This is a genomic window from Paenibacillus sp. FSL W8-0186 (genome assembly GCF_037969765.1).
Classification (GTDB): Bacteria; Bacillota; Bacilli; order Paenibacillales; family Paenibacillaceae; genus Fontibacillus; species Fontibacillus woosongensis.
Map to the genome: position 1 here is coordinate 554,075 of NZ_CP150207.1, position 25,953 is coordinate 580,027.

Annotated in this window: 8 protein-coding genes; 5 read left to right on the forward strand and 3 right to left on the reverse strand. The window is 53.3% G+C overall.

All coding sequences use genetic code 11. The features are described from left to right. The first annotated feature begins 67 nt into the window (after positions 1-67). The 4 genes from MKX50_RS02315 to ectB are packed head-to-tail and all read left to right on the forward strand — an operon-like array spanning position 68 to position 21,660. Positions 68-7,846: an amino acid adenylation domain-containing protein gene (locus tag MKX50_RS02315; protein WP_339158296.1), complete on the forward strand. Its 7,779-nt coding sequence runs from the start codon at positions 68-70 to the stop codon at positions 7,844-7,846. 26 nt (positions 7,847-7,872) lie between these two features. After that, the gene (locus MKX50_RS02320) at positions 7,873-19,080 is read left to right on the forward strand and encodes an amino acid adenylation domain-containing protein (protein ID WP_339158297.1); all 11,208 of its coding nucleotides are present in this window, start codon (positions 7,873-7,875) and stop codon (positions 19,078-19,080) included. Further along, entirely contained in the window at positions 19,077-20,354 is a 1,278-nt protein-coding gene (locus MKX50_RS02325) for an MFS transporter (RefSeq protein ID WP_213590885.1), read from the forward strand. The genes MKX50_RS02320 and MKX50_RS02325 overlap by 4 nt, the downstream gene beginning before the upstream one ends. 46 nt (positions 20,355-20,400) lie before the next feature. After that, positions 20,401-21,660: a diaminobutyrate--2-oxoglutarate transaminase gene (gene ectB, locus MKX50_RS02330; RefSeq protein ID WP_339158298.1), complete on the forward strand. Its 1,260-nt coding sequence runs from the start codon at positions 20,401-20,403 to the stop codon at positions 21,658-21,660. A gap of 177 nt (positions 21,661-21,837) precedes the next feature. On the opposite strand, the gene MKX50_RS02335 is transcribed toward ectB, so the two are convergent. From MKX50_RS02335 to MKX50_RS02345, 3 genes are all read right to left on the reverse strand, one after another. Further along, complete coding sequence (locus tag MKX50_RS02335) at positions 21,838-22,704, reverse strand: sugar phosphate isomerase/epimerase family protein (protein ID WP_339158299.1); 867 nt, start codon at positions 22,702-22,704, stop codon at positions 21,838-21,840. A 54-nt stretch (positions 22,705-22,758) separates the two neighbouring features. Then, positions 22,759-23,637, reverse strand: a complete 879-nt coding sequence (locus MKX50_RS02340; protein WP_339158300.1) for a sugar phosphate isomerase/epimerase family protein — start codon at positions 23,635-23,637, stop codon at positions 22,759-22,761. 179 nt (positions 23,638-23,816) lie between these two features. Beyond that, positions 23,817-24,875 (reverse strand): Gfo/Idh/MocA family oxidoreductase, encoded by a 1,059-nt coding sequence (locus MKX50_RS02345; protein ID WP_339159988.1) that lies wholly within the window; start codon positions 24,873-24,875, stop codon positions 23,817-23,819. Between the two features lie 142 nt (positions 24,876-25,017). Between MKX50_RS02345 and MKX50_RS02350 the strand changes: the two genes are divergently transcribed. Then, positions 25,018-25,878 (forward strand): AraC family transcriptional regulator, encoded by an 861-nt coding sequence (locus tag MKX50_RS02350; RefSeq protein WP_339158301.1) that lies wholly within the window; start codon positions 25,018-25,020, stop codon positions 25,876-25,878. Positions 25,879-25,953 lie beyond the last annotated feature (75 nt).

Consider the following 25,953-nt stretch of genomic DNA (forward strand, 5'->3'; position numbering starts at 1 on the left):
CGACAGTGGAAGCGACCGAACCGGCAGCACGGTTCGGTCGCCAAAGTAGAGGGGGAGTGAATCAAATTTGAGCAGCCATGAAATCGAAAAAATATATCCGCTGACGCCAACGCAAGAGGGAATTTTGTTCCATTCCCTGGTTGATCCTGATTCTGAAGCGTACTTTGAACATGTGTCCTTCACGATCAGAGGGAAGCTGTGTTCCCGAACGATGGAACAGAGCTTTGCGAAGCTGGTCGAACGCTATGACGTTTTAAGAACGGTATTTATCTATACAGAGACTGAACAGCCGCTGCAAATCGTGCTCAGCCAACGCGAGCCGCGCATGGATTATAGGGATTTATCTGCTTATTCCACCGCTGAACGGCAGCGATCGATCGAAGAGTATAAAGCCCGGGATCAGCAGCAGAAATTCGACCTGGAGACGGGGCCGTTGATTCGGATGGCCATCTTCAGAATCGATGAACGCACCCATCAAATCATTTGGAGATTTCATCATATTATTATGGACGGCTGGTGCCTCGGCATTCTTGCCCAGGATTTATTCCATATTTATGAGGCTCTCGCGGCCAATGCTCCAATTCAACTGTCCCCGCCGTATCCTTATAGTGATTATATCCAGTGGCTGGGCGAGCAGGATCAGGACGAGGCCCTGCAGTACTGGCGAGACTATTTGGACGGTTATGAATTACAGGCCGCGGTCCCTTCCTCCAGGGGGGCTGGAGAGACGGGGGGCTTCGACCACCGCAAATACTCATTTAAATGGGATGCCGAGACGACACGCAGATTGCACAAGCTGGCAGTAGACAATCAGGTGACGCTCAGTACAGTGTTCCATGCGTTATGGGGAATTTTGCTGCAGCAATACAACCATAGCGAGGATGTCGTATTCGGTTCCGTTGTATCGGGAAGGCCTCCGGAGCTGCCCGGGATCGAGAGCATGGTGGGCCTGTTCATTAATACGGTTCCTTTACGGGTCAAAAGCGATGAACATACCTCCTTCCAGGAGCTGCTGCGCAAGGTGCATGATTCGATTCTGGAGGCCAACCGGTATAACTATGTTTCGCTGGCCGATATTCAGTCGGGAACGGTGCTGAAACAGCATCTTATCAACCATATCGTTGTGTTCGAGAATTATCCGCTGGAGACGGCAGCCGACGGCGATGGGGAACAGCATCTTGCTATTACCGACAGTGAGATGCTGGAGCATACGAATTATGATTTGGACGTTACAGTGTTTCCCGAGGACGAGCTGGAAGTACTGCTTACCTATAACGGAACCATGTACGACGAGGAGTTTCTGCGAAGACTGGAAGGACATTTGAAGCAAATTACGGCGGCGGTATTAGGCAATGAGCAAATCCTTGTCCGGGATATCGAAATGATTACGGCAGGGGAGAAGCAAAAGCTATTATTCGAGTTTAACCGGACGGATAAGGATTATCGGTTCGACAAGCCTGCGCATCAGCTGTTTGAAGAACGGGCGCGCCTTCACCCCTCTAAAATTGCCCTTCTCTATCAAGGGGAGCAAATCACCTACGGGCAGTTAAACCACAATGCGAACCGGCTCGCCCGGGTATTTCAGGAACGAGGGCTGGGACATGGTGATTTTGCGGCGGTGATGCTGGATCGCTCGCCGCTCATGGTTGAAAGCATACTGGCTATATGGAAATTGGGAGCAGCTTACATACCGGTAGATGCCCATTATCCCGAGGATAGAAAGGCTGGGATCATCGCCGACTCGGACGCCCGAATCGTCGTCACGTTATCGGAGTACGTGGAGGACGGGCTGCGTGCCGATTACCCGGGCCGATTTGTGGAGATGGACAAAGCCGTCGTTCCGGCGGAGGAAGCGGACAGCCAAGATCTTAATCTCCCGGTGGCGATTACCGACCTGGCTTATACGCTGTTTACCTCGGGATCGACGGGCAAGCCGAAGGGAGTCATGATTGAGCATCTGGGGATGCTGAACCATATTTGGGCTGAAGCCGACGATCTTGGCTTGTCCGAGGACATCGTATTTGCCCAAACGGCGAATCATTGCTTCGATATTTCGGTATGGCAGTTCTTCGGCGCTCTGGTGCTTGGGGGAACGACGGCGATTTACCCAGATGAGCTGATTCTTGCGCCCGGGCAGTTCATTAATCAGGTGATTCGCGATCAAGTGACCCTGCTCGAGGTTGTGCCTTCATATTTGGCGGTTTTACTGGATTTGGTGGAGGAGCGTTCACTTCGCTTTGAACACTTGCAGCATTTGCTGATTACCGGGGAAGCAGCCACTCCGGCATTGGTTGCACGCTGGTTTGCGCTATGTCCCGGGATCAAGATGGTGAATGCATACGGACCGGCGGAAGCCTCCGACGACATATGCCAATATGTGATGGAGCAGCCACCGGAGAACAGGGAGTATATTCCGGTGGGCAAGCCGCTGTCCAACATCCGGATATATATCGTGAACCGGCAAATGCATTTATGTCCTGTAGGGATTATCGGTGAAATATGCGTGGCCGGCATCGCGGTCGGGAGAGGATATCTCAACGATCCGCTGCGGACCGGGGAGGCTTTCACGGAGGATCCGTTTGCACCGCAGCCGGGCGTCAGATTGTATAAAACGGGCGATTTGGGCAGATGGCTTCCGGACGGCAACATCGAATTCGTCGGCCGTAAGGATCATCAGGTCAAAATAAGAGGATTCCGCATTGAGCTCGGGGAAATCGAGCATCGGCTGGCCGAGCATGAACAGGTTCGGGAGGCCGCGGTGCTCGTGAAGGGAAGCGGAGAAGCGGAGAAGTATTTATGCGCTTATTTCACCGCGAACATCGATCTCGGCATATCCGAAATAAAGGAGTATTTAAGCAGTTGTGTGCCGGAATATATGATTCCCTCCGTTTTTATGCAGCTGGAGGAAATGCCGCATAATGCCAACGGGAAGATTAACCGCAGCCAGCTTCCAGACCCCGTCCATCATCGTCTGGATGCCCCGTTTGTACCTGCCCGGAACGCTGTGGAAGAGGCGCTGGTGTCGATTTGGACGGAGGTTCTGGACGTAAGGCGGGTAAGCGTTCAGGATGATTTCTTCACCTTGGGCGGCCATTCTCTGAAAGCAACGGTCATCATCTCCAGAATCCATGGGGAGCTTGGCGCGGATGTGAAGGTGAAGGATATTTTCCAATATCCAACCGTAGCGCAGCTGGCCGAGCATATTCAGCAGCTTGGCGCCAGACCGTGCGCCTCGTCCGCCATCACGCCAGCCCCGGTGCAAGAATACTACCCGGTGAGTCCGGCGCAAAGAAGGATGTATGTGCTGCATACGCTGGAAGAATCGGGCTCGACGGCTTATAACATGCCGTTTGCTTATCGTATTCAAGGACGACTGGACACCGCTCAATTCCGGCAGGTGGTAAACCGGCTGACCGAACGCCACGAGTGTTTTAGAACGTCCTTCCGCGTGGTGGATGGGGAGCTTGTGCAAGTCGTGCATCCCGAGGCGGAATGCAGGCTGGAAATGGTGGAGCTAAGGGGAGCCGACACGGAGGAAGTAAATCAGCGGATCTCATCGTTTATCCAGCCTTTCGATTTAGAAGCGGCACCGCTAATGCGGATGGAGCTGCTTCAGCTTGCTCAGGAGGAGCATGTCCTGCTTATTGACATGCATCATATTATATCGGACGGCTTGTCTGGCGGCATCATGCTGCGTGAGCTGGAGCAGCTGTATCGCGGTGACACGCTGCCGCCGCTAGAGATTCAGTATAAGGATTATGCGATCTGGCTGAACGAACGGCTGGCCGGCGAAGAAATGAAGGAGCATGAAGCTTATTGGCTGGAGCATTATCGCGGCGAGCTGCCTGTGCTGAACATGCCTCTGGATTATAGAAGACCGCCGATGCAGACCTTTAACGGCTGTACGCTGCAATTTGTGCTTCCGCATGAGCTGTCCAGGGCGCTGCGGGCGCTGGCCCATGACACGGGCTCCACATTATATGCGGTGCTGCTGGCCGCCTACAATATTCTGCTGTCGAAATATTCGGGGCAGGAGGACATTGTCGTCGGTTCGCCAGTAGCCGGACGGACGCACCAGGATGTGCAGCAAATGCTGGGCATGTTCATCAATACGGTCGCGCTTCGCAGCTATCCGGAGCGGCATAAGACATTCCGCCAGTTTGTTCATGAGGTGAAGGATCATACCTTATCGGCAATTGACCATCAGGATTTACCGTTCGAACGATTAGTGGAGCTTCTGGATGTGGAGCGGGATACGAGCCGCAACCCTCTCTTTGACACGATGTTCAACTTGACGGATCGGGAGCGGCAGGAAATTCATATCGGCGAAATGCTGCTCACTCCTTACGCGCTGCAGAACGATATTTCCAAATTCGACCTTATGCTGGACGTGTACACGGATGCTTCGGAGATTCATTTCGACTTGCAATACAATACGGATTTATTTACGGCCTTTACCGCAGAGCAGCTTGGTCAGCATTATATGGAGCTCCTGCATAATATCACCGCTGATCCGGATGTGCCTCTAATGAATCTGGGGATGCTTGCGGCGGAGGAGCGTGAGCAGCTTCTGGTGATGGGTCAAGGCAGGGCGGCCGATTATGATTTTGCCTGTACCGTGCCATTGCGATTTGAACAGTTCGCCTTGGAGCAGCCGGAGGAGCCGGCAGTGCGTTGCGCCGGAGAGGTGTTAACCTATGCGGAGCTGAATGCCCGGGCGAACCGACTGGGGCGTTACTTGCAAAGACGATTAGGCGGGATTCCGGCAGACACGGTAGCGGCGGTGATGCTGGAGCGATCGCCCGATTTCATTCAAAGTGTGCTTGCCATTTGGAAGGCCGGCGGGGCTTACGTTCCGATCGACATAGAATACGGCGTTGAGCGCAAAGCGGGCATATTGGAGGATTCCGCCGCGCGGGTGCTCATTACCCGCTCTGAATATTTGCAGGACGGTCTGGAGGATAGATATACAGGCGTAATTGTGTGTCTTGACCGAATCGCGGCGGATGTCATGGAAGAAAGTCCGGAGAATATCGGCATTGCGCCGGCAGCCGGCAGTTTGGCTTATATTTTGTTTACCTCCGGATCAACGGGCAAGCCTAAAGGCGTGATGATCGAGCACAAAGGCCTGCTGAATCACATTTTAGCGGAGGCCGATGAACTGGGCTTGGATCAACGTCTCGTATTCGCTCAGAACGCTAATATCTGTTTTGATATTTCGGTTTGGCAATGTTTTGGCGCGCTGGCCCTGGGAGGAACAACGGCGATTTATCCGCAGGAGCTTGTACTGGAGGTGGAGCGGTTCCTTGAGGAGGTCATCGAGGACGGGGTAACGCTCCTGGAGGTTGTTCCATCGTACTTGGCGGTGATGCTGGATGTTCTGGTACAGACTAGGGCAGAGCTCCCTTCGCTCCGTCATCTGTTAATCACGGGCGAAACGATTAAGCCCGATTTGGCCCGGAGATGGCTGGAGCTGTACCCGGGAATTCAAATCGTCAACGCCTATGGTCCCGCGGAGGCTGCTGATGATATTAGCCAATATGTAACCGGGCAGCTGCCGGAAGGGATGGAGACGGTCCCGATCGGCAAACCGCTGGCGAATTTTAACCTCTATGTAGTGGACGAACAGCTGGAATTATGTCCTGTTGGTGTGTATGGAGAGATTTGTGTGTCCGGCATCGGGGTAGGCCGGGGATATATTCATGATCCGGAACGAACGGGCCAGGCTTTCATGCAGGATCCCTTCATACAGAAGCCAGACGCCAGCTTGCGACTATATCGAACCGGGGATTTAGGGCGCTGGCTTCCTGACGGAAACCTGGAATTCCTCGGGCGCAAGGACTTTCAGGTGAAAATCAGAGGCTTCCGCATTGAGCTGGAGGAGATCGAGGTTCGTATTTTGCAGGCTCCGCATATCAAGCAGGCGGTTGTGCTGGCTAGAGAGGATGAGAGCGGAAGTAAATATTTATGCGCTTATCTGGTGCTGGACGTACTTGCGCCGAATCAGCAAGAGACCTGCCTCCGCGAGCTTAAGGATCGTCTGGAAAAGGCGCTGCCGAACTATATGATCCCCGCTTATTTCGTCACGCTGGAGCAGATGCCGCTGCTAATCAGCGGCAAAATTGACCGGGCGGCACTGCCTGCCCCGGATCGAAGCGCAGCAATGGCCGGAGATTATGCCGCGCCGCGTAATGATCTGGAACAAGTGCTGGCAGCGATTTGGGAAGAGGTGCTTGGCGTACAGCAGATCGGGATTGACCATAATTTCTTTGAGCTTGGCGGGGACTCCATCCGGGCCATCCAAATTTCCTCCAAACTAAGCAGCTGCGGCTATACGCTGAAGATGAAGGATTTGTTCCAGAACCCCGAGATCCGCAAGCTGTCCAAGTACGTCCAGCAGGATCAGCGTGAAATTGACCAGGGCCCTGTAGAGGGAGAGGTTGAGCTTACGCCGATTCAGAAGTGGTTCTTCGAATGCGGATTCTCACCGGCCAATCATTGGAACCAGGCGGTTGTTCTGTACAAACGGGACGGGTTCCAGATTGACCTGTTGTCCCAGGTCCTCACGGAGCTGACCCGCCATCATGACGCGTTAAGGATGGTATTCAAGCGGGAGGATGGAGCATGGATACAGTATAACGAGGGGCTGGACGGGCAGGCGGAACGCGCCTGGTTCGATCTAGCTGTTATGACGGTACCTGATGGGGATGAGGGCAGGCTGGAGATATCCCGACAGATCGACCTGCTGCACGGGAGTATCGACCTGGAACGGGGACCTTTAGTTAAGGCCGGCCTGTTCAAGACGAGCACCGGTGATCATCTGGCGATCATTATTCACCATCTGGTGATTGACGGCATTTCCTGGCGTATTTTATTTGAAGATTTAACACTGGCCTATGAGCAGGCTGCGAGCGGCAAGCCGATCCAGCTTCCCGCCAAAACGGATTCCTTCCAGACATGGGCGAAACAACTGAAGGAGCATGCTGGAAGCAAAGCCATGCGGAAGGAGCTGGACTACTGGCAGCAAATTGAATCTGCGGAGGTCAAGGCATTGCCTAAATCGGGCCGCCGGGTAGGGCCGTTGAAGGTGCTAGATAACATGACGTATTCCTTCCAGTTGTCCAAGCTTGAGACAGAGCAATTGCTCGGCAAGGTTCACGGAGCGTACAACACGGAAATTAACGATATACTTCTCACCGCTTTGGGACGGGCCGTCCGGCAGTGGACAGGCGAGGAGAAGGTGCTGATTTGCCTGGAAGGACACGGCCGCGAAGAAATTTTAAAAAATGTGAACGTCAGCCGAACCGTCGGCTGGTTTACATCGGTATATCCGGTGGTGCTGGACGTACCCGGCACGGCGGAGCTGTCCTATCAGATCAAGTCGGTCAAGGAGAGCATCCGGCGCATTCCGAATAAAGGAATCGGCTACGGGCTGCTCAAATATCTTGCTGCTGAACAAGGGAATGACAGCATCCGATTCCGGCTGGAGCCTGAAATCAAGTTCAACTATTTAGGACAATTTGATAATGATGTGAACACGGGCGTGTTCCAGGTTTCCGATCTTCCTTACGGTCAAACCGTCAGTCCGGAGGCCGAGAGGGAAATTGCCCTGAACATCGGCGGACTTGTGGAGAATGGGCAGCTGACGATGTCTATCGAGTATAACCTGCAGGAATATGCGGAGGCAGATATTCGGGTCTTCGGAAATCATTTCAAATCGCAGCTGACCGAGATTATTAAGCACTGCGCGGACAAAGAGACGCAGGAGCTGACGCCTTCCGATGTGGCTGGGGACGATCTATCGATCGAAGAGCTGGAAGCTATTATGGATTTTTACAATAGTTAAAAAATAGATTTAGAGGAGGGATGGTCATGAACGAAAAGCTGTCAATCGCCGGGGTATGCAACCTGACGCCGATGCAAGAGGGAATGCTCTTTCATTCCTATTTGAATCCGGAGTCCACGGCTTATTTCGAACAGTTTGCCTGTACCGTCACAGGGCAGCTGGACGTCGGGCTGCTGGAGAGAAGTTTTAACGCTCTGATCGACAAGTACGATGTGCTAAGGCTGAACTTCCTTCATGAAAATATGAAAAATCCGAAGCAGATTATATTCAAGAAGCGCAGCATGTCCGTTCTTTACGAGGATATATCCCAAATGGACAAGGCAGAGCAGGAGCTATATATACAACGCTTCATCGAGGCTGATCAGAAGAAGGGCTTCGACCTGGCGAAGGATATGCTGCTGCGGGCGGCTGTGCTGCAAACGGATCAGGAAATAGATCAGCAAGCGGGGCGTCGTTATAAGCTGATTTGGAGCTATCATCATATCATTATGGATGGCTGGTGCTTGAAAACGATCGTGCAGGAACTGTTCGATGTATATAAAGCGCTGAGCCAGGGCGCAGCTCTGGAGTTGGATGAGGCGCCTCCCTTCGCTAGCTACATCCAGTGGCTGGATCGCCAGGATCGCGAGGAGGCCCGCCGTTATTGGGCCGATTATGTGAAAGGCTATGATTCGGCGATTAAACTGCCTTCTTTCGGGCTTCGGCGCCAGGACGGTAAGGCGCATCACGACCAAGGCATGATGCGCCAGAAGGCGAATGATCAAATCGATCGCAGCTATCAAATCAGCGAGGAGACGGCTCAGCGGCTGGAGCAGGTGGCCAAAGCCCATCAAGTGACGCTGAATACGGTGCTCCAGTCCGCTTGGGCGCTGCTGTTAGGCCGTTACAACGGAACCGAGGATGTAGTCTTCGGTTCCGTCACCTCCGGCCGGCCGGCGGAAGTGGACGGGGTTGAGCAAATGATCGGGCTGTTCATCAACACCGTTCCCATCAGGATTACCTTCCATGGCGACCAAACCTTCTCTTCTCTCATTCAACAAGTGCAACTCACCTCCTTAGAGACGCAAAACTACGATTTTTATCCACTTGCAGAAATTCAGTCCCTATCAACCAAGAAACAGCACCTAATCGATCATATTTACGCCTTTCAGAACTATCCGGTGAGTGCGGATCCGCTGGACGAAGCAGAGGCGAAAGAGCCATTCGCTATTAGCGAACTGGAGGATTTTGAACAGACGCATTATGATTTCAATCTTATTTTGATGCCGAATGAAGGCCTTGAGGTCAAATTCAAATATAATGCGGCCCGCTATGAACAGGCGGCGATGGATCGCTTGTTCCAGCATTATGAGCAAGTGCTGAATACGGTCAGCCAAAATGCGAATGTGCTTCTGCGGGATATTTCAGTAATTACGGCCGAGGAACGAGAGTTAATCTTACACAGGTTTAACGACACGGCAGGCGAGTATCCGCGGGACCAGACCATCGTGCAATTGTTCGAGCGTCAGGCCGAGCGAGTTCCCGGAAATCTTGCCATCGTTCATCACGGTAAAAATCTGACATATAAAGCATTGAACGATAAAGCCAATCAGCTTGCAGCCAGGCTCATCAGCAGAGGAGTCGGCCCCGATCAGATCGTCGGCCTGGTCGGGGAGCGCTCCGCGGACACGGTGATCGGCATGCTGGGGATTTTGAAGGCAGGGGGCGCTTATTTGCCCATCGATCCGGAATACCCTGCCGACCGCATTGAATATATGCTTCTCGACAGCCAGGCGAAATGGGTTGTTACTCCGCGATGCTACGCGGAACGCCTGGCGAGTGAAGCTGAGGTGATCATTCTTGATGAGAACGAGCCGGAAAGGGAGCCTGCCTCCAATCTGGACCAGCAGCTTGATGAGCCGCCGCTCCAGGTGAGGCAGAACCCTGTGAAGCCTGCAAATTTGGCCTACGTCATGTACACGTCAGGTTCAACGGGGCGGCCCAAAGGGGTTATGATCGAGCACCAGAATGTGGTTCGTCTTGTCCAGAATACGAACTACATTCCGTTTCGGCCGGGGGATCGCATCCTGCAAACGGGGGCTCCTGTGTTTGATGCCTGCACGTTTGAAATATGGGGCGCGCTGCTAAACGGGCTGGAGCTGTATATTATCGACAAAACATCGATCTTGGATCCAGAGAAGCTGGGCCAAGCGCTTCGCGAATACAGCATTACGACGATGTGGCTCACCTCCCCGCTGTTTAATCAGCTGGCCCAGCAGCAGCCGGAGTTGTTCCAGCCGCTTCGCTATCTGATTGTCGGCGGAGATGCCCTCTCGCCCAAGCATATTCAACAGGTGGCGGAGCAGTGCAAGGGCACGACGCTGATCAATGGGTATGGACCGACCGAGAATACGACCTTCTCCTGCTGCTATACGATTACTTCGCAGGAGGAGAAGAGCATTCCGATTGGCGGGCCGATTGCTCATTCTACGGCTTATGTCGTCGATTTATACGGGCACTTATGCCCCGTCGGTGTGCCGGGCGAGCTATGGGTCGGGGGCGACGGTGTGGCTCGGGGCTACATCAATAACGAGGCGCTGACCTCGGAGAAATTCATGGCCAGTCCGTTTACGGAAGGTGAGCGTGTTTACCGCACGGGAGATGCAGCAAGCTGGCTCCCGGACGGTACGATCGAGTTCATCGGCCGGCTGGATCATCAGGTGAAAATCAGGGGATTCCGCATTGAAATCGGGGAGATTGAAAGCCGGATCCAGCTGCACAAGGCCGTGAAGGAAGCGATCGTCACGGTATGGGACAAAGGCGAAGGCAGCAAGGCCCTATGTGCTTATCTCGTCTGCGAGGGTGAACTGGGTGCAGCGGAAATCAGGCAATATTTGGCGGGCTATCTTCCTGATTACATGATTCCTTCCCATTGGGTATTCATGGATCAGCTGCCGCTGACCCCGAACGGCAAGGTTCACCGCCAAGCTCTGCCCGTGCCGGAGGAGAGCGCAGCATATGAAGGGATCTATGTTGCCCCGCGCAATGAGGCGGAGCAGAAGCTCGCTGACATATGGAGCGATGTGCTAGGCGTGCCTGCTGTCGGCGTGAATGATCATTTCTTTGAGCTGGGCGGCCACTCCTTGACGGCCCTGAAGCTGGTTTCGGAAGTGAAGAAGCAATTTCAGGTTCAGCTGCCGCTGGCGGATGTGTTCCAGACCCCTGTACTTGCAGACATGGCGGCCCGCATTGGCGGGAATCAGGAAGCGGGTTCTGATCCCGCACTAGTTATCGAGCCTGCCCCGGCGGCTGAATACTATCCCGTGTCCTCGGCGCAAAAACGGCTGTTTATTCTAAATGGAATGACAGGCATGGATACCGCATACAACATGCCGTTTGTGATGCAAATCGAGGGCAGGCTTGATGTGAAGCGGCTGGAAGAGGCGTTTCAAGCGTTGATTGCGCGTCATGAGCCCTTGCGGACTTCCTTTACCCTCCTTCAGGGCGAGCCTGTTCAGCGAATTCATGACCGCGTTGATTTTACGATGGAGCTGCTGGACGTTCATCCTGATCAGAATATGGAGGATATCGTCGATCAACTGGTCACGCCGTTCGATCTTGGCCAGGCTCCATTGCTGCGGGCCGCTCTCGCCAAACGCCAGGAGGAGCGATATGTGCTCGTCATTGATATCCATCATATTGTCGCTGACGGCTCTTCCATCAGCGTCATCGTGAAGGAATTCAGCGATCTGTACAACGGTCAAGGCTTGGAGCGTTTAGGTGTTCAGCGCATTCAATATAAAGATTTTGCCGTCTGGCAAAATAAGCAGCTCGGCTCCGGGGGCTTGCAGCAGCATGAGCGCTACTGGCTGGAACAGTTCGCCGAGGAGCCTCCGGTACTGAATTTGCTGACCGATTACCCGCGTCCGCAAATTCAAAGCTTCGAGGGAGCGGTTGCCTCCGCAGAAATCGACCAGGAACTGTCGTCCCGGCTCAAGCAGCTTGCTAATGAAACGGGAGCCACCTTATATATGGTTTTGCTTGCCGCTTACAGTGTGCTGCTGTCTAAGTATTCGGCTCAGGAGGATATCGTGATCGGCTCTCCGACGGCGGGCAGAACCCATGCAGACGTGCTTCATACGGTCGGCATGTTCGTCAATACGCTGGCTTTGCGCCTGAAGCCGGGAGCGCAGAAGACATTCGGGGATTTCCTGAATGAGGTGAAGCAAACGGCCTTCCAGGCTTTCGAGCATCAGGACTACCAATACGAAGATCTCATCGAGCAGCTCGGCTTACGGCGGGATATGAGCCGCAATCCGCTGTTCGATACGGTATTCACCTTGCAGAACATCGATATTCAGGAGGCTGAGTTAACTGGACTGGCCGTGCAATCCTGCTCTTGGGATGGCCGAATGTCCAAGTTCGATTTGACCTTGACGGTGGTCGAGCGGGAGCAAGGCATGTTCATCGACGCAGAGTATGCTGTCAAATTGTTTAAGGCTGCTACGATTGAACGGCTGCTGAAGCATTTTGTCCAGGTGCTGCGAGTCATTGCTGCAGATAAAGAGATGAAGCTTGCCGATATCGAATTGCTGTCGCCAGAGGAGCGGCAGCAAATGATGGTTGATTTTAATGGTTCCCGTACCGAATACCCGCGCAACCGGACGGTATATGAACTGTTTGCGGAACAGGCCGGGCGGACGCCGGAACAGATCGCCCTCGTATTTAAGGAGGAGCGGTTCACTTATCGGCAATTGGACGAGATGGCGGGCAGGTTTGCTCAAATGCTGCGGGAGCTTGGCGTCAAGCCGGGCGAAATTACGGCCATTATGGCTGAGCATTCGATCGAAATGATCGTTGCCGTGCTAGCCGTGCTAAAGGCAGGCGGAGCTTATCTGCCGATCGACCATGAATATCCGGCCGACCGCATCGCTTATATTTTGGAGGATAGCAATGCTGGCCTGCTCTTGACTAAGAGCCGGCTGCTGCAAGCGAAAGATATGCTTGCTCCAGATATGAAGGTTCATATCACTGGAAGGCATATTCAAGCGATTGATCTGGAGGATGTGCTTGTTACGTCCAGGGAAGCGGGGCCGCTGCCTTCATCTACATTAACATCATCAACGCCAACACCAACGACGTCCTCATCGCCATCTACATCAACGCCACCGCTGGCATCTGTCGAGGCCTCGCCATCCGACCTGGCCTATGTCATCTACACCTCCGGTTCGACGGGGAAACCGAAGGGCGTTATGATCGAGCATCGTTCCTTGCTGAATATGACCAGCTGGTACCAGACGTACTACCAGCTGACGGCCGCGGACAAATGTACGAAATATGCCGGATTCGGCTTCGATGCTTCGGTGTGGGAGATTTTCCCGGCCCTCCTGTCAGGCAGCGAGCTGCACATCATTCCGGAGGAAATTCGATACGATGTACGGTTATTAGCGGAATATTACAACAACAGCCGTATTTCCATCAGCTTCTTACCGACGGCGGTTTGCGAGCAGTTCATCCAGCTCGACAACGACTCGCTGCGCATGCTGATTACGGGGGGAGATAAACTCAGAGTATATCGTCCGACGCCTTATGAGCTGGTCAATAACTATGGGCCAACGGAGAACACCATCGTGACGTCGGCATTCAAGGTCAAGGGAGAGTACGATAATATTCCGATCGGCAAGCCGATCGACAATGTGCGGGTCTATATCCTGGATGCCAATGACAAGCTGCTCCCGGTTGGGGTGCCTGGCGAACTCTGCGTTGCCGGGGACAGCTTGGCCCGGGGTTATATGAACCGGCCTGATTTGACGGCGGAGAAGTTTACGAGTGACCCATTCTATCCCGGCGAAAGAATGTACCGAACCGGAGATTTGGCCAGATGGCTGCCGGAAGGCGACCTCGAGTATTTAGGCCGGATGGATGAACAGGTTAAAATCCGCGGTTACCGCATCGAGCTGGGCGAGGTAGAGAATGTTCTCCTGAAGCAGGCGGGGATCAAGGAGGCTGTTGTCCTGGCGATAGAGAACCTGCGGCAAGAAACAGAGTTATGCGCCTATATTGCCGCTTCCCGGGAATGGCCGGTACGGGAGCTGAGAGAGCACCTGGCCCGGGAATTGCCGGAATACATGCTTCCAGTCCATTATGTGTTCCTGGATGAACTGCCATTAACCGCGAACGGCAAAGTGAACCGCCATGCGCTGCCGCAGCCCGACTTCCATTCCGCTGCAGCGGATAACCATGTTCCGCCGCGCAGTAAAACGGAGCAGAGACTGGCTGAGATTTGGTCTGATGTGCTCGGGGTGGAGCAAGTCGGGGCGCATAGCCATTTCTTCGAGCTTGGCGGGCATTCTTTGAAGGCGGCGGCGCTGACCGCCGGCATTAAGGAAGCTTTTCAAGTTGACCTGCCGCTAAGCGGCGTCTTCCGCCACCCTATTCTGGAGCAGATGGCTGCGGGGATCGATGCGCTGGAGCGGCAGGGATACACGGAAATTGAACGCATCCCCGATCAGGAGGATTACCCGGTATCCTCAGCGCAAAAGCGTCTGCTGATTTTGAACGAGCTGGAGGGGGCAGGAACAGCGTATAATATGCCTTTTGTCCTGCAGCTGTCTGGAAGTCTGGATCGCTCCAGGCTGCAGCAGTCATTCGATGCCTTGATCCGCAGGCATGCAGCCTTCCGGACCTCCTTTGCGCTTAAAGAGGGCGAGCTGGTGCAAGTCATCCATCCAGAGGTCGTATTTCAGATCCGGGAAATGGCCATTATGGATGAGCCTGCTCGCATCAAGGAGGCCATCCGGCAATTTGTTCAGCCTTTCGATCTGCAGCAGGCGCCGTTAATTCGCGTGGGGCTGGCAAGCCTTCGTGCGGACAAGCATATTCTGATGATCGACATGCATCATATCATCTCGGACGGAGAATCGGTTCGCCTGCTGGTTGAGGAGCTAAGCGAGCTGTACGGCGGCGAAGAGCAGAGCAGTACTGCAGCGCGGGTGGAATATAAGGATTATGCGGTATGGCAAAATAAAATGCTTCAATCGGAAGCCTATCGCCAGCAGGAGCAATACTGGCTGGAGCGCTTCGCGGGAGAATTGCCGGTGCTCACGCTACCTACCGATTATGCGCGTCCGCAAATGCAGAGCTTCGAGGGGGATAGCTTGACGGTTAGGCTGGATAGTGATTTAAGCTCTCGCATACTTGAAGCGGCTGCGCGGACGGGAACTACCTTGTATATGTTCCTGCTTGCCGCGTATAACATCCTCTTATCCAAATATGCGAACCAAGAGGATATTATCGTCGGTACGCCGACCGCAGGCAGGGAGCGGAAGGAACTGGAGGGCATCATAGGGATGTTTGTTAACACCCTAGCCATCCGTACTCAGCCTGAAGGGCATAAGCACTTCGGGGATTTCCTGGAGGAAGTGAAGGAGCATTCACTGCAGGCGTTCGAGAATCAACTGATCCAGTACGAGGATCTGCTGGAGAAGCTGGAGGTCGCGCGGGACGTAAGCCGCAATCCGCTATTTGACACGATGTTTGCCGTGGATAATGTCGGGGTCGAGGAGATTCAGCTGGATGGCTTGCGTATGAAGCCATACCCGTTCGACAACGGCACGTCCAAATTCGATTTGATGGTTACGGCGGCAGAAGAGGGAGCGGAGATCCGTCTGGATATCGAATATGCCGTCAAGCTATTCCGCAAAGATACGATTGAGCGCTTGATTGCGCACTATGTTCAAATTTTGCGGGCCGTTACGGCAGACATGGATATTAAATTGTGTGACATCGGTCTGCTGCTGGAGAAGGAGCGGCGGCAAATTATCGCAGACTTTAATGATACGGCAACTTACTATCCGCGCCAAACGATCCATGAGCTGTTCGAGGAGCAGGCGGAACAGCAGGCAGACCGCATTGCAGTGGTCCATGGCGATACGGAGCTGACTTACCGCGAGCTTAATGCCAAGGCGAACCAGCTTGCCGCAATATTGCGGGACAAGGGAGTTGGCCCTGACCGGATTGTGGCGATTATCGGAGATCGCACGCTGGAAATGATCATCGGCATGCTGGCGATTCTGAAAGCAGGGGGCGCTTATCTTCCGATAGATCCGGATTATCCGATGGACCGGGTCGAATATTTCCTTAAGAATAGCGAGGCCAAAGTGCTGCTTGCCCGCAGTTGTTACGCAGACAGAGCGATAGATGGCGTGGAAGCCGTCGTATTGGAACACGAGCAGCTGGACAATCTTGATGCGCCTAATCTCCCCCATGAGACGAACCCCGGTCATCTCGCTTATGTGATGTATACTTCGGGATCGACGGGACTGCCTAAAGGGGTTATGGTCGAGCATCTCGGCGTCGCCCGGCTGGTCAGGAATACGAATTATGTGCGCTTCACAAAAGAGGATCGCGTGCTGCAGACAGCGGCTCCGGTATTCGACGTCAGCGTGTTTGATATTTGGGGAGCATTGCTGAATGGCGCACGCCTGTACCTGGTCGATAAATTTACACTGCTGGATCCGATCCGGGTCGAATCCGTGCTTCAGCAGCATCGCATCACGATGCTATGGCTGACATCGCCGCTATTTACCCAGTTCGCCCAGCAGAAGCCGGATATGTTCCGTACGGTTAGCTACTTGATCGTCGGCGGAGATATTCTCTCCCCGAAGCATATCCAGCTTGTGAGGGAGCATTGCGGACAGTTGACCGTGGTAAATGGGTACGGTCCTACGGAGAACACCTCGTTCTCCTGCTGCTTCATCATCGAAGAAGCGTATGAGAAAAGCGTGCCGATTGGTCCGCCGATCAGCAATTCAATGGCATATATCGTCGATAAATACGGAAACCTGAATCCGGTCGGCGTGCCTGGCGAGCTCTGGGTCGGCGGGGACGGTGTTGCCCGCGGATACATGAACAATGAAGAGCTGACCAGGCAGAAATTCATTCCCAATCCTTTTGTTCCAGGGGATCGGGTATATCGGACGGGGGATGCGGCAAGATGGCTTCCTGACGGCTCCATCGAGTTTATTGGCAGAATGGACAATCAGGTTAAGATCAGAGGGTTTCGAGTTGAAATTGGCGAGATCGAAAGTGTTCTGCTTAACCATCCGGCGGTCAAGGAAGTCGTCATTCTCGTTAAGGAATATGAAGAAACGAACAAGTTCCTCTGTGCTTACGTAGTAGCCGATGAAGAGTTGACCGTTCCAGCTGTTAAGGAATATATGGCCCAGCAGCTGCCCGACTATATGATTCCGTCCGCATTCGTATTCATGGAGGTGCTGCCGCTGAACGTCAACGGCAAGGTTGATCGCAAAGCGCTCCCTGAACCGGAATACCAGGGAGGCGATGTGGAGTACACCGCTCCAAGAAATGAGCACGAGGAGATGGCCGTTCAGGTCTGGTCGGAAATTCTGGGCATAGAGCGGATCAGCGTCCACGATAATTTCTTTGCCATTGGGGGCCATTCGTTAAAAGCGATGCAAATGGTATCGAAGCTGGCCGAGCGTGGTTGGAACATCAGCATTAACCAGGTTTTTGCTCATCAGACTCCAGCCGAGTTGTCGGCTTATGCGCAGCGTCTGGCTCCAGACGAGAAGCAGCGGATTACGGATGTCCGGCAGGCGGAGCAGTGGCTCAGCGGCCGTCTCCAGCGATCCTGCGAGTGGAAGACCTACTTCGTTGAGGACGAGGAATATTCCATCGTTCATATCGTTGGTCTGGATGATGCGCTGAAGCAGGAAGCGGAGACGTTGATCGCCGAGCATTTGGATGAGCGTCTGCACCCGCATTATTTGCTCGATGCCAGGGAACTGAATGAGGATACAAGGCATCCAAGCATGAGCCGGGAGGAGCTGAATGCTCGGCTGCAATTGCTGCAGACAGAAGCGGCGGCCTGGGTCGATGGCATGCTTGAGCAGATTTGGCACATGCAGGAGCTCTATGCGCAGGGAGTTACGGGCGAACAGGTCGTAAAGGAATACGGAATTTCACCTTCACAAATGTATCATTTCAAGCACAAAGACGTGTCGGGAACGATGGTGAAATGGAATCAGGCGATTCAGCCGGATCTGCTGCGCCAGGCGCTTCAGCAAATTGTATCCGCTGAAGAGGTGATGCGCAGTGTGCTGGTTCAAAGAGATGGAAATGAGGAAGGATACTGGCGGCTGCATGAGCGCCCGCAACAGCTTGAATTGCCCATGATCGATATTTCCCCATTCGAGCAGGGTACGCAGACGGATATTTTGAAGTCGCTCATGAACAGGTTCTTTATTAAGCCGTACTCGGACAAGGATCCACTCATGTACCGTGTGCTGCTGGTTAAGCAGAGTGTGAAGGAATATTTGCTGCTGCTTCCGTTCTCCCACACCATTTTCGATTATATGAGCAATGAAGTCCTCCGCAGCCAAGTGATCGAAGGCTATGAGCTTCTCCGCCAAGGGAAGGCAGTCAAGCCGAAACAGGGTGCGACATTTACGGACTTCATAGCGCAAATTAGCCGAGGCCCGGAAGGAATATCGGCCAAGGAGCTTTATGAGCTCTATGACCTTCGGAATTTCGGGACGGTGGCAAGGCAGATCGCCGCGGCCATGCAAACGCGAAGCGGGGACGGACCGGCGCAGATAACGGTCATCAATCACAGCATCAATCTAGAGCTGCTAGCGGAAGGGCATAAGGATGCAGAGAGCAAGTGGAAGCTGGCGATGGGCATTTTTGCTGCATTTTTTAGCGCATATCTGGGCGTGGAGCAGATTCCGATGTGGATGACTCATTTCGGAAGACAGTACGGGGAGGCCGCATATTTTGATATCGTTGGCGAATGTATTGATTACATTCCCCTGCTGCTGGACCTTAAGCAGGATATGGATATGCAGAGCAAGCTGGTCAGCAAGAAGCTGCAAACCGCCTCGGACTACAACATTCATTTTGCGAATCTGCTATATAACGAATCGATAGATCCGGATTTTGCGGAAGCGAGAAATGCTCTGCTCGCCGCCTTCGAGGAGATGCCTGTCAATTTCAATTATCTGGGTGAGCTGAGCGGAGAAGCAGATTTAGAATATTTGGATGCAGAAGGCGTGAATTGCGACGATCCAAACCGGATTCTCTATATGACCTGGCATCAGGGCAACCATATTCATATTACGCTGGCGCTTCCCGTGGAAGAGAGCTGCGAATCCATCCGGAGCATGCTGGATGAGGCTGCCCGGGAACAGGTTAAGGGGGATGCCTCTGCACAACTGAAAGGTGTAAAACTATGAGAGACACAAGAAATATTGCGATCTTCAGTTTAAGCCGCTTAATTACGGAGTTGGGAACGTCCATTTTCCGCTTTGCGCTCAGTCTGTATATTCTCGATCTGACCGGTTCAGCGAGCATGTTCGCCCTTGTATTGAGTTTTACTTATATTCCGGGCATCTTTGTCAATATTTTCGCCGGGGTGTTCGTGGATCGCAGCAATAAAAAGCGAATTATGGTCACGACCGACTTCCTTAGCGGCACATCGATTTTACTGTTAATGCTGCTGTTTCAATTTTACCACGACAGCATCCTGCTCTTTATCGTGTATGCGATGATAATGAGCACGCTCCAGGCGTTCTTTACACTGACGATCAATTCGTCTGTGCCCAACATCGTTGCTCCCGAACGGGTAGCTACGGTGAATTCCAGCAACCAGAGCATAGGGGCCCTGATCAGTATTTTGGGGCCCGTGCTCGGGGCTGTCGCCTATAGTAAGTTCGGCCTGGAGAAAATTTTCTTGATTGAAGGGGTTGCGTTCATCCTTTCCGGATTTCTCAATATGGCGCTGAAATTCTCATCCCGCAAGGAGCATTTGGGGGAGATCAAGCCTTATGTGGAAAGCTTGAAGGAGGTGTACCAGTACATCAGGCAGCGTGCTGCGATTAAGTACTTGTTGTCGATCTTCGTCGTGGTTAACTTTGTCATCGCGCCGGCGGTTTCGCTAATCCTGCCCTTTATTGTCTATCAAGCGCTGGATATGACGCCTCAGCAGCTGTCGTTCATTGAAGCGGCATTAGCGGTAGGCGTGATTATTGGAGCTATCATTGTTTCGGTGCCCAAGATTAATCGTTTTATTACCAATAAAATTTTCATTCTGATTCAGCTGCAAGGCTTCGTTATTGCCATGTGGATGTTTCCGAAATGGCCGATCTTCGATATGAGCGCAAAGATTACGCTGATGGCCGGTTATATGATTGTCTTGGCGCTGACGGGTGCGCTTAATACGATGGGCAATATTCCTATGCTCTCCTATGTGCAAATTTATATTCCCGAGCGGATCAGAGCCAGTATTCTTGGGGTGGTCAATACGGTGACTACTATTGCCGTGCCTGTTGGCATGTGGGTATACGGTGCTGCTCTGGAAGGTATGGATTGGTCTTATATCGCTGTAATTTCTGGTGCAGGTCTATTCGTTGTTGGTTTTATAGCCTATCGCAACCGCGAGCTAAGAGAGTTCTTCACCCAGGATGCCGAGCCGGAGCCGGTGAGAGCGGTGGAAGTGCATGAAGCCTGACATGGATGATGAGAAAACGATATTCGATGAGGAGGATGAATGAAAGATGAAGACGTTCGAAATGCTGGAATCCAATGTTAGGTCGTATTGCAGAAGTTTCCCGGTTGTATTCGATAAAGCGAAGGGCGACCAGTTATATGCCGACACCGGAGAAGCCTACATCGACTTTTTTGCTGGCGCCGGGGCGCTCAACTACGGGCATAACAATGAGTTTATGAAGTCGAAAATCATGGAATATGTGTCCCAGGACCGGATTATGCATGGGCTTGATATGTATACGAAGGCGAAGGAAGACTTCATCGTTTCGTTCTCCGAGCATATTCTGAAGCCTCAGTCTCTGGACTATAAGCTGCAATTTTGCGGACCGACGGGAACGAATGCGGTGGAGGCCGCATTGAAGCTGGCCCGGAAGGTTAAGGGCAGAACAGGCGTCTTTGCTTTTATGGGCGGATTTCATGGAATGTCCCTGGGGAGCCTGTCGATTACGAGCAGCAATTCGATGCGCGAAAGCGCGGGAATGCCGCTGAATAACGTGACATTCATTCCTTATGGGCAGTCGTTCGAGGGGCTGGATACGATCCGTTATATGGAGCATATTCTGTCCGATACGCACTCCGGGGTCGGCAAGCCGGCTGCGATGATATTAGAGACCGTGCAAGCGGAGGGCGGAATTCATGTAGCCGAGATCGAGTGGCTGCAAAGCCTGCGTCAGCTGTGCGATGAGCATGATATTCTGCTGATCATCGATGATATCCAGGTAGGCTGCGGCAGAACGGGGCCGTTCTTCTCATTCGAACGCGCGGGGATTGTGCCGGACATCGTCATTTTATCCAAATCGATCAGCGGATACGGCCTGCCGATGTCCCTGCTCTTAATCAGACCCGAACTGGACATCTGGAGTCCAGGGGAGCATAACGGAACGTTCCGGGGGAATCAGCTTGCCTTCGTTACCGCCAAGGCTGCATTGGAATTCAGGACGGCGGAGAGGCTGGGCGAGCAGGTGCGGGAAAAGGAAGCTTTTATCAAGTATTATTTGCAAAATGAGATAGCGCCTTTAGATGCGAATCTGAAGTTCCGGGGCATTGGCATGATTTGGGGCATCGATGTCTCTCATCTGGGCGAGGAAGTCGCCAGAGAAATTACGGCGAATTGCTTTAAGAACGGCCTGATTCTAGAGCGGGCCGGCCGGAATGATACGGTAATCAAGATCATGCCTCCGCTGACAATCAGCATAGAGAACCTGAAGCGGGGCTGCGAAATTATTGCCGAGAGCTTCAGCCGGGTTGGCCATACTTTTAGTCATTAATCATTTATGCTCTGAAGTAAAAAACACCGGCCAAGTCCAATGGAGGAATTTCCTGTCTAGCTACGAATAAAAGCCACTATAACAGCAGCGGATACATGTCTGTAATCAGTTTAGATGCGGTTACAGATATGTTGTCTCGCTGCTGTTTACGTGGTGTGGATGTGGAAGTTAATTACATTAAGTGTGAATCTCGCTCCAAATGCGTGTTACGTTGTCGAAGGCGATTTTGGTACCTTGTCGGCAATCCTCCATGCCTTCATATTCGATAGACATATAGCCATCGTATCCAGAAGCTTTGATCAGGCGCAGAATCTCGTATAGGTCGAGGTCGCCGTGTCCGGCAATGGCGCCGCGCAGGTAATCGCCGCTGGCGCTGGTGAACCAGCCTTCGCCCGGGTTGCGGTAGGATGGACGGATGTAGAAGTCCTTGATATGAATCATGGAGGCGTAGGGCAGGTTGTTTTTTACGGCGGCAACCGGATTTTCGTCCACGCAGACGAAGTTGCCGACATCCAGCGTTGTCTTGAAGTTCGGGCGGTCCACGGCATGGATGAGCGCCTGCACCCGATCGCTGGCCTGGACATAGTAGCCGTGATTCTCCACGCTCGTTGTGATATCGTACTGCTTGGCATGGTCGGCAATGCGCTGGCAGGCTGCGGCTATTCTGTCCAAGTCTTCCTGAAAGCGGGCGATGGAGGTATCCGGTCGGGACGCCACGTCATGGCGCATCAGTTTTGCGCCGAGCCGATGGACCCGGTCCACCTCGCTCATGACGCGGGCGATTTCCGCTTCGTACTGCTCCTCGGTCTCCGTGAGGAAGTTGGCTCCAATCGCATAGTTGGATATGCCGATGCCTACAGCCGCCGCTTTCTCTCTGATTTGCTCCTCCAATTCCGGATTGGCCGCAAAATCAAAGCCGAGTGCCGGCACGATTTCGATATGGCTGGCGCCAATGCCGGCAACCCATTCGATCACCTCCGCAATGGTCATGCTGCCGTCGCGCATCGCTTGATACAAGCTGTAAGAGCTAATTCCCAATTTCATAAGGATGACTCCTTTTCGCTAGGTTAAGTAGTTAAGATTCCTTGAGTATGCTCATTAGTCCCGGTAAGCGCGGATGAACTCTACGGCCTTGCGGATGTCTTCCGCCGGATTGTCGCCGACTTCACGCTCGATCGTCAAATAGCCCTTGTAGCCGATTTCCTGCAATGCGGCGAAATAAGCCGGGAAATCGACAGCTCCTGCGCCTAGAGGCAATTCCTCAAAGGCGGCTCCAGAGGAGGCCATCTCGGCGATTTTTTCATGAGTCATTTCGTCGTAACCCAGATAGCCGTACACCTCTTTCGGATCGACGGGGCGGAGCCTGCGTCCGTCTTTGACGTGGGTATGCACGAGGTAGTCTTTGAGCAGCTTCACGCCTTCTACAGGATCATCGCCCGTCACCATGACCATGTTCGCCGGGTCAAAGTTGACCGAGACGCCATTGGTGCTGAGCGTATCCAGGAAGCTTTTTAAATGCGCCGCCGGCTCCGGTCCGGTCTCAATGGCGAAATAAGCGTTCATGCTCTTCGCGTATATGCCCAGCTCTTCACATGCCTCCTGCATCGCGTGGTAAATCCGCCCGTTTCTGTCGTCCGGGACGATGCCGATATGCGTCGTTACGACGGAGGTTCCCAGCTCCACGGCCAGGTCGAGGATGCGCTTCGACTTCTCGATTTTCGCGGGATTGGCGTCTGCATCCTGGAAGCCGTGTCCGGCCAAATCGCCGCACAGGGCGGAGATTTCAAGCCCCAGTCCATCGATGTAGCTGCGCAGCTCCTTGCGCTTGGCCGGTGTCAGGGCGGCAGGATCCATCTCGCCAGATACGGCGTAAATTTGCACGCCCTCCGCGCCGACTTCCTTTGCTTTCTTCAGCCCTTCCATCACGCCCACGCCAAAGCTGTCTACAATGACGCCAATTTTATTGGTCAATTTCATCTTTTGGTTGCCTCCTTTATATTGCTTGTAAGTCGACTTTTTAGCACCGAGAAGGTTGTGAGAACCCGAAGAAGGAGGAGCGGAGTGTAGGAGAAGCCTACATGAGCACCGGACTTCGAGGGTGAACGCAAGATTCGATGTCGGACTGCCTTCGGGCTGCTTCGTGATAAAATGTCGACCTAGAAATGGATTTCGCGGCCTTCTGCGGCGGACTGATAAATCGCATTCAAAATTTTCATCATCTCCACGCCGTCCTCGACCGGGCTGTTCGTTTCGGTCAATCCGAGGCAGCTGTCCACAAAATGGCTGATTTCACGGTCGAAGGCGGCCTGGAAATCAAAGCCCGGCGCGCTGATTTGCGGATCGATGTTAATGATTGTGTCATGGCGCTCCGTGACGATCGATAATACGGGTTCGATCTCCGCGCCGCCCTTGTCGCCGTAAATGTTGATCAGCGCCGAGTTCTCCTTCGCATGGAGGGCAAAGCTGACATCGACCATGAGGGATGCACCGTTCTCAAAACGAATCAGGGCGTTGGCCATGTCCTCGACCGTGTTATGCGCCGCATCGTAATCGGCGGCTTGGTAGAAATCGTAGTTCTGAATGTTCGAGCGGTTGCCGAGCTTGTGGTAGGTGTTGCCGCTCACGGATTTGACCTTTGGCTTGCCCATGAGGTACCAGCACAGGTCAATGGCATGCACGCCGATGTCGATGAGCGGTCCGCCTCCGGAGCGTGCGCGGTCTGCGAACCATCCGCCCGGATTGCCGAGGCGCCGGAGGAGGCTCGCTTTGGCATAGTAGATCTCGCCAAGATCGCCGGCGTCGATAAACTTCTTCAGCACGGCGATGTTTGAAGCGTGGCGGCGGACGTAGCCGACTTGGAGCAGCTTGCCGCTCTCGCGGGCGGCCTGCTCGATTTGCAGCGCCTCGTCGACGGTTTTGCAGAGGGGCTTCTCGCAAAGCACATGCTTGCCCGCCTGCAGCGCGGCGATGCTGATTTCAGCATGGGAATTGTTCCATGTACAGATGCTGACTGCATCCACCTCCGGACTGGCCAGCAGCTCGCGATAGTCGGTATATACGTTAGGGATGTGGTATTTATTGGCGGTATCGCGCGCTCTGTCCTCATTCAAATCACAGACAGCGACCAGCTGCACTTTCGTATTGGCTTGATAAGCCTGCAGATGGGATTCAGAGATTGATCCAGTGCCGATAAGGCCGATTTTCAGCTCACTCATAAGTACGTTTACACCCTTTCTGGTATCTGTGCAGACTGATGTGGATTGGAGAGGACGCTTCAACACAGATATGTTATATTTATTCATATTTGTTTAGGCACAACTAATTTAACATAGTTGTTTTAAAGGGAGAATGCATAGGATGACAAAATACATGGATTATATGATCAGTTCGCATCCGATCCGCATCTTCAACCCGATGGTGGATTCCAGCAGGCAGAAGGTCAAGTCCCTGCGTCTGGTCAATGCCGGGCATTTGCCGGGAAGAACGCTGCAGCGAAGCCGGGCGAAGTTCAACAACTGGGCTTTTGTGATGATTACCGGCGGCAGCGGTTATTACCAGGTGGAGGGCGGGGAAATGCAGCAGGTCGAAGCGGGGAGCTGGTTTTGTCTTTTTCCTGATGCCGTGTTCAACTATGGCCCTCATGCAGACGGTTACTGGGATGAATATTACTATACCGTCGATGGCGGACGGATCGCGGAGTGGCTGGAGCAGTGGCTGCCCAATCCATGTCAGGTGAAAAAAGCCGCCTTCGATGACTCCCTCATCCACCGGATGGAGATGATGTTCATGCTGATCGACAGCGGGGCGCCGACCAATCTGGACCGGGCCGCGCTGATGCTGGAATCCTTTCTCTATGACCTGGCTTCGCAACCGGACCGCCGGGAGGCGGGCAACCGGGAGAGGTTCGTGCTGAAGGTCATCGAAGATCTGTCGCAGTCGCTGCACACCCCTTTGGAGCCTGCACAAATGGCTGCGCGGCACCACATTTCCGTATCCACGCTCCGGCGCATCGTTCATGATTACACCGGCTATCCGCTGAATGAGTTTCTTCACCGGCTGAGGGTCGCGGAGGCGAGGAATATTTTGCTGAATACGGAGCTTACGGTGAAGGAAGTCGGCGAGGCTTTAGGGTATAAGGATACGTTTTATTTTTCGCGGGTATTCAAAAGAATTACCGGCCTCTCGCCAAGAAGCTACCGCAACCGGGGCGGACAGTAGCGCAGGGTGGCATTTGGGGGAAGGGGGCTGGGTATTTATACTGTTAGCGTGCGATGTTTTGCAGGTGGGTGTTTT

What these genes read in the sequence shown, in the direction of transcription:
- MKX50_RS02340 (WP_339158300.1), bottom strand. Translation starts at nt 23,637, where the DNA reads ATGAAATTGACCAATAAAATTGGCGTCATTGTAGACAGCTTTGGCGTG.
- ectB (WP_339158298.1), top strand. Translation starts at nt 20,401, where the DNA reads ATGAAGACGTTCGAAATGCTGGAATCCAATGTTAGGTCGTATTGCAGA.
- MKX50_RS02320 (WP_339158297.1), top strand. Translation starts at nt 7,873, where the DNA reads ATGAACGAAAAGCTGTCAATCGCCGGGGTATGCAACCTGACGCCGATG.
- MKX50_RS02325 (WP_213590885.1), top strand. Translation starts at nt 19,077, where the DNA reads ATGAGAGACACAAGAAATATTGCGATCTTCAGTTTAAGCCGCTTAATT.
- MKX50_RS02350 (WP_339158301.1), top strand. Translation starts at nt 25,018, where the DNA reads ATGACAAAATACATGGATTATATGATCAGTTCGCATCCGATCCGCATC.
- MKX50_RS02345 (WP_339159988.1), bottom strand. Translation starts at nt 24,875, where the DNA reads ATGAGTGAGCTGAAAATCGGCCTTATCGGCACTGGATCAATCTCTGAA.
- MKX50_RS02335 (WP_339158299.1), bottom strand. Translation starts at nt 22,704, where the DNA reads ATGAAATTGGGAATTAGCTCTTACAGCTTGTATCAAGCGATGCGCGAC.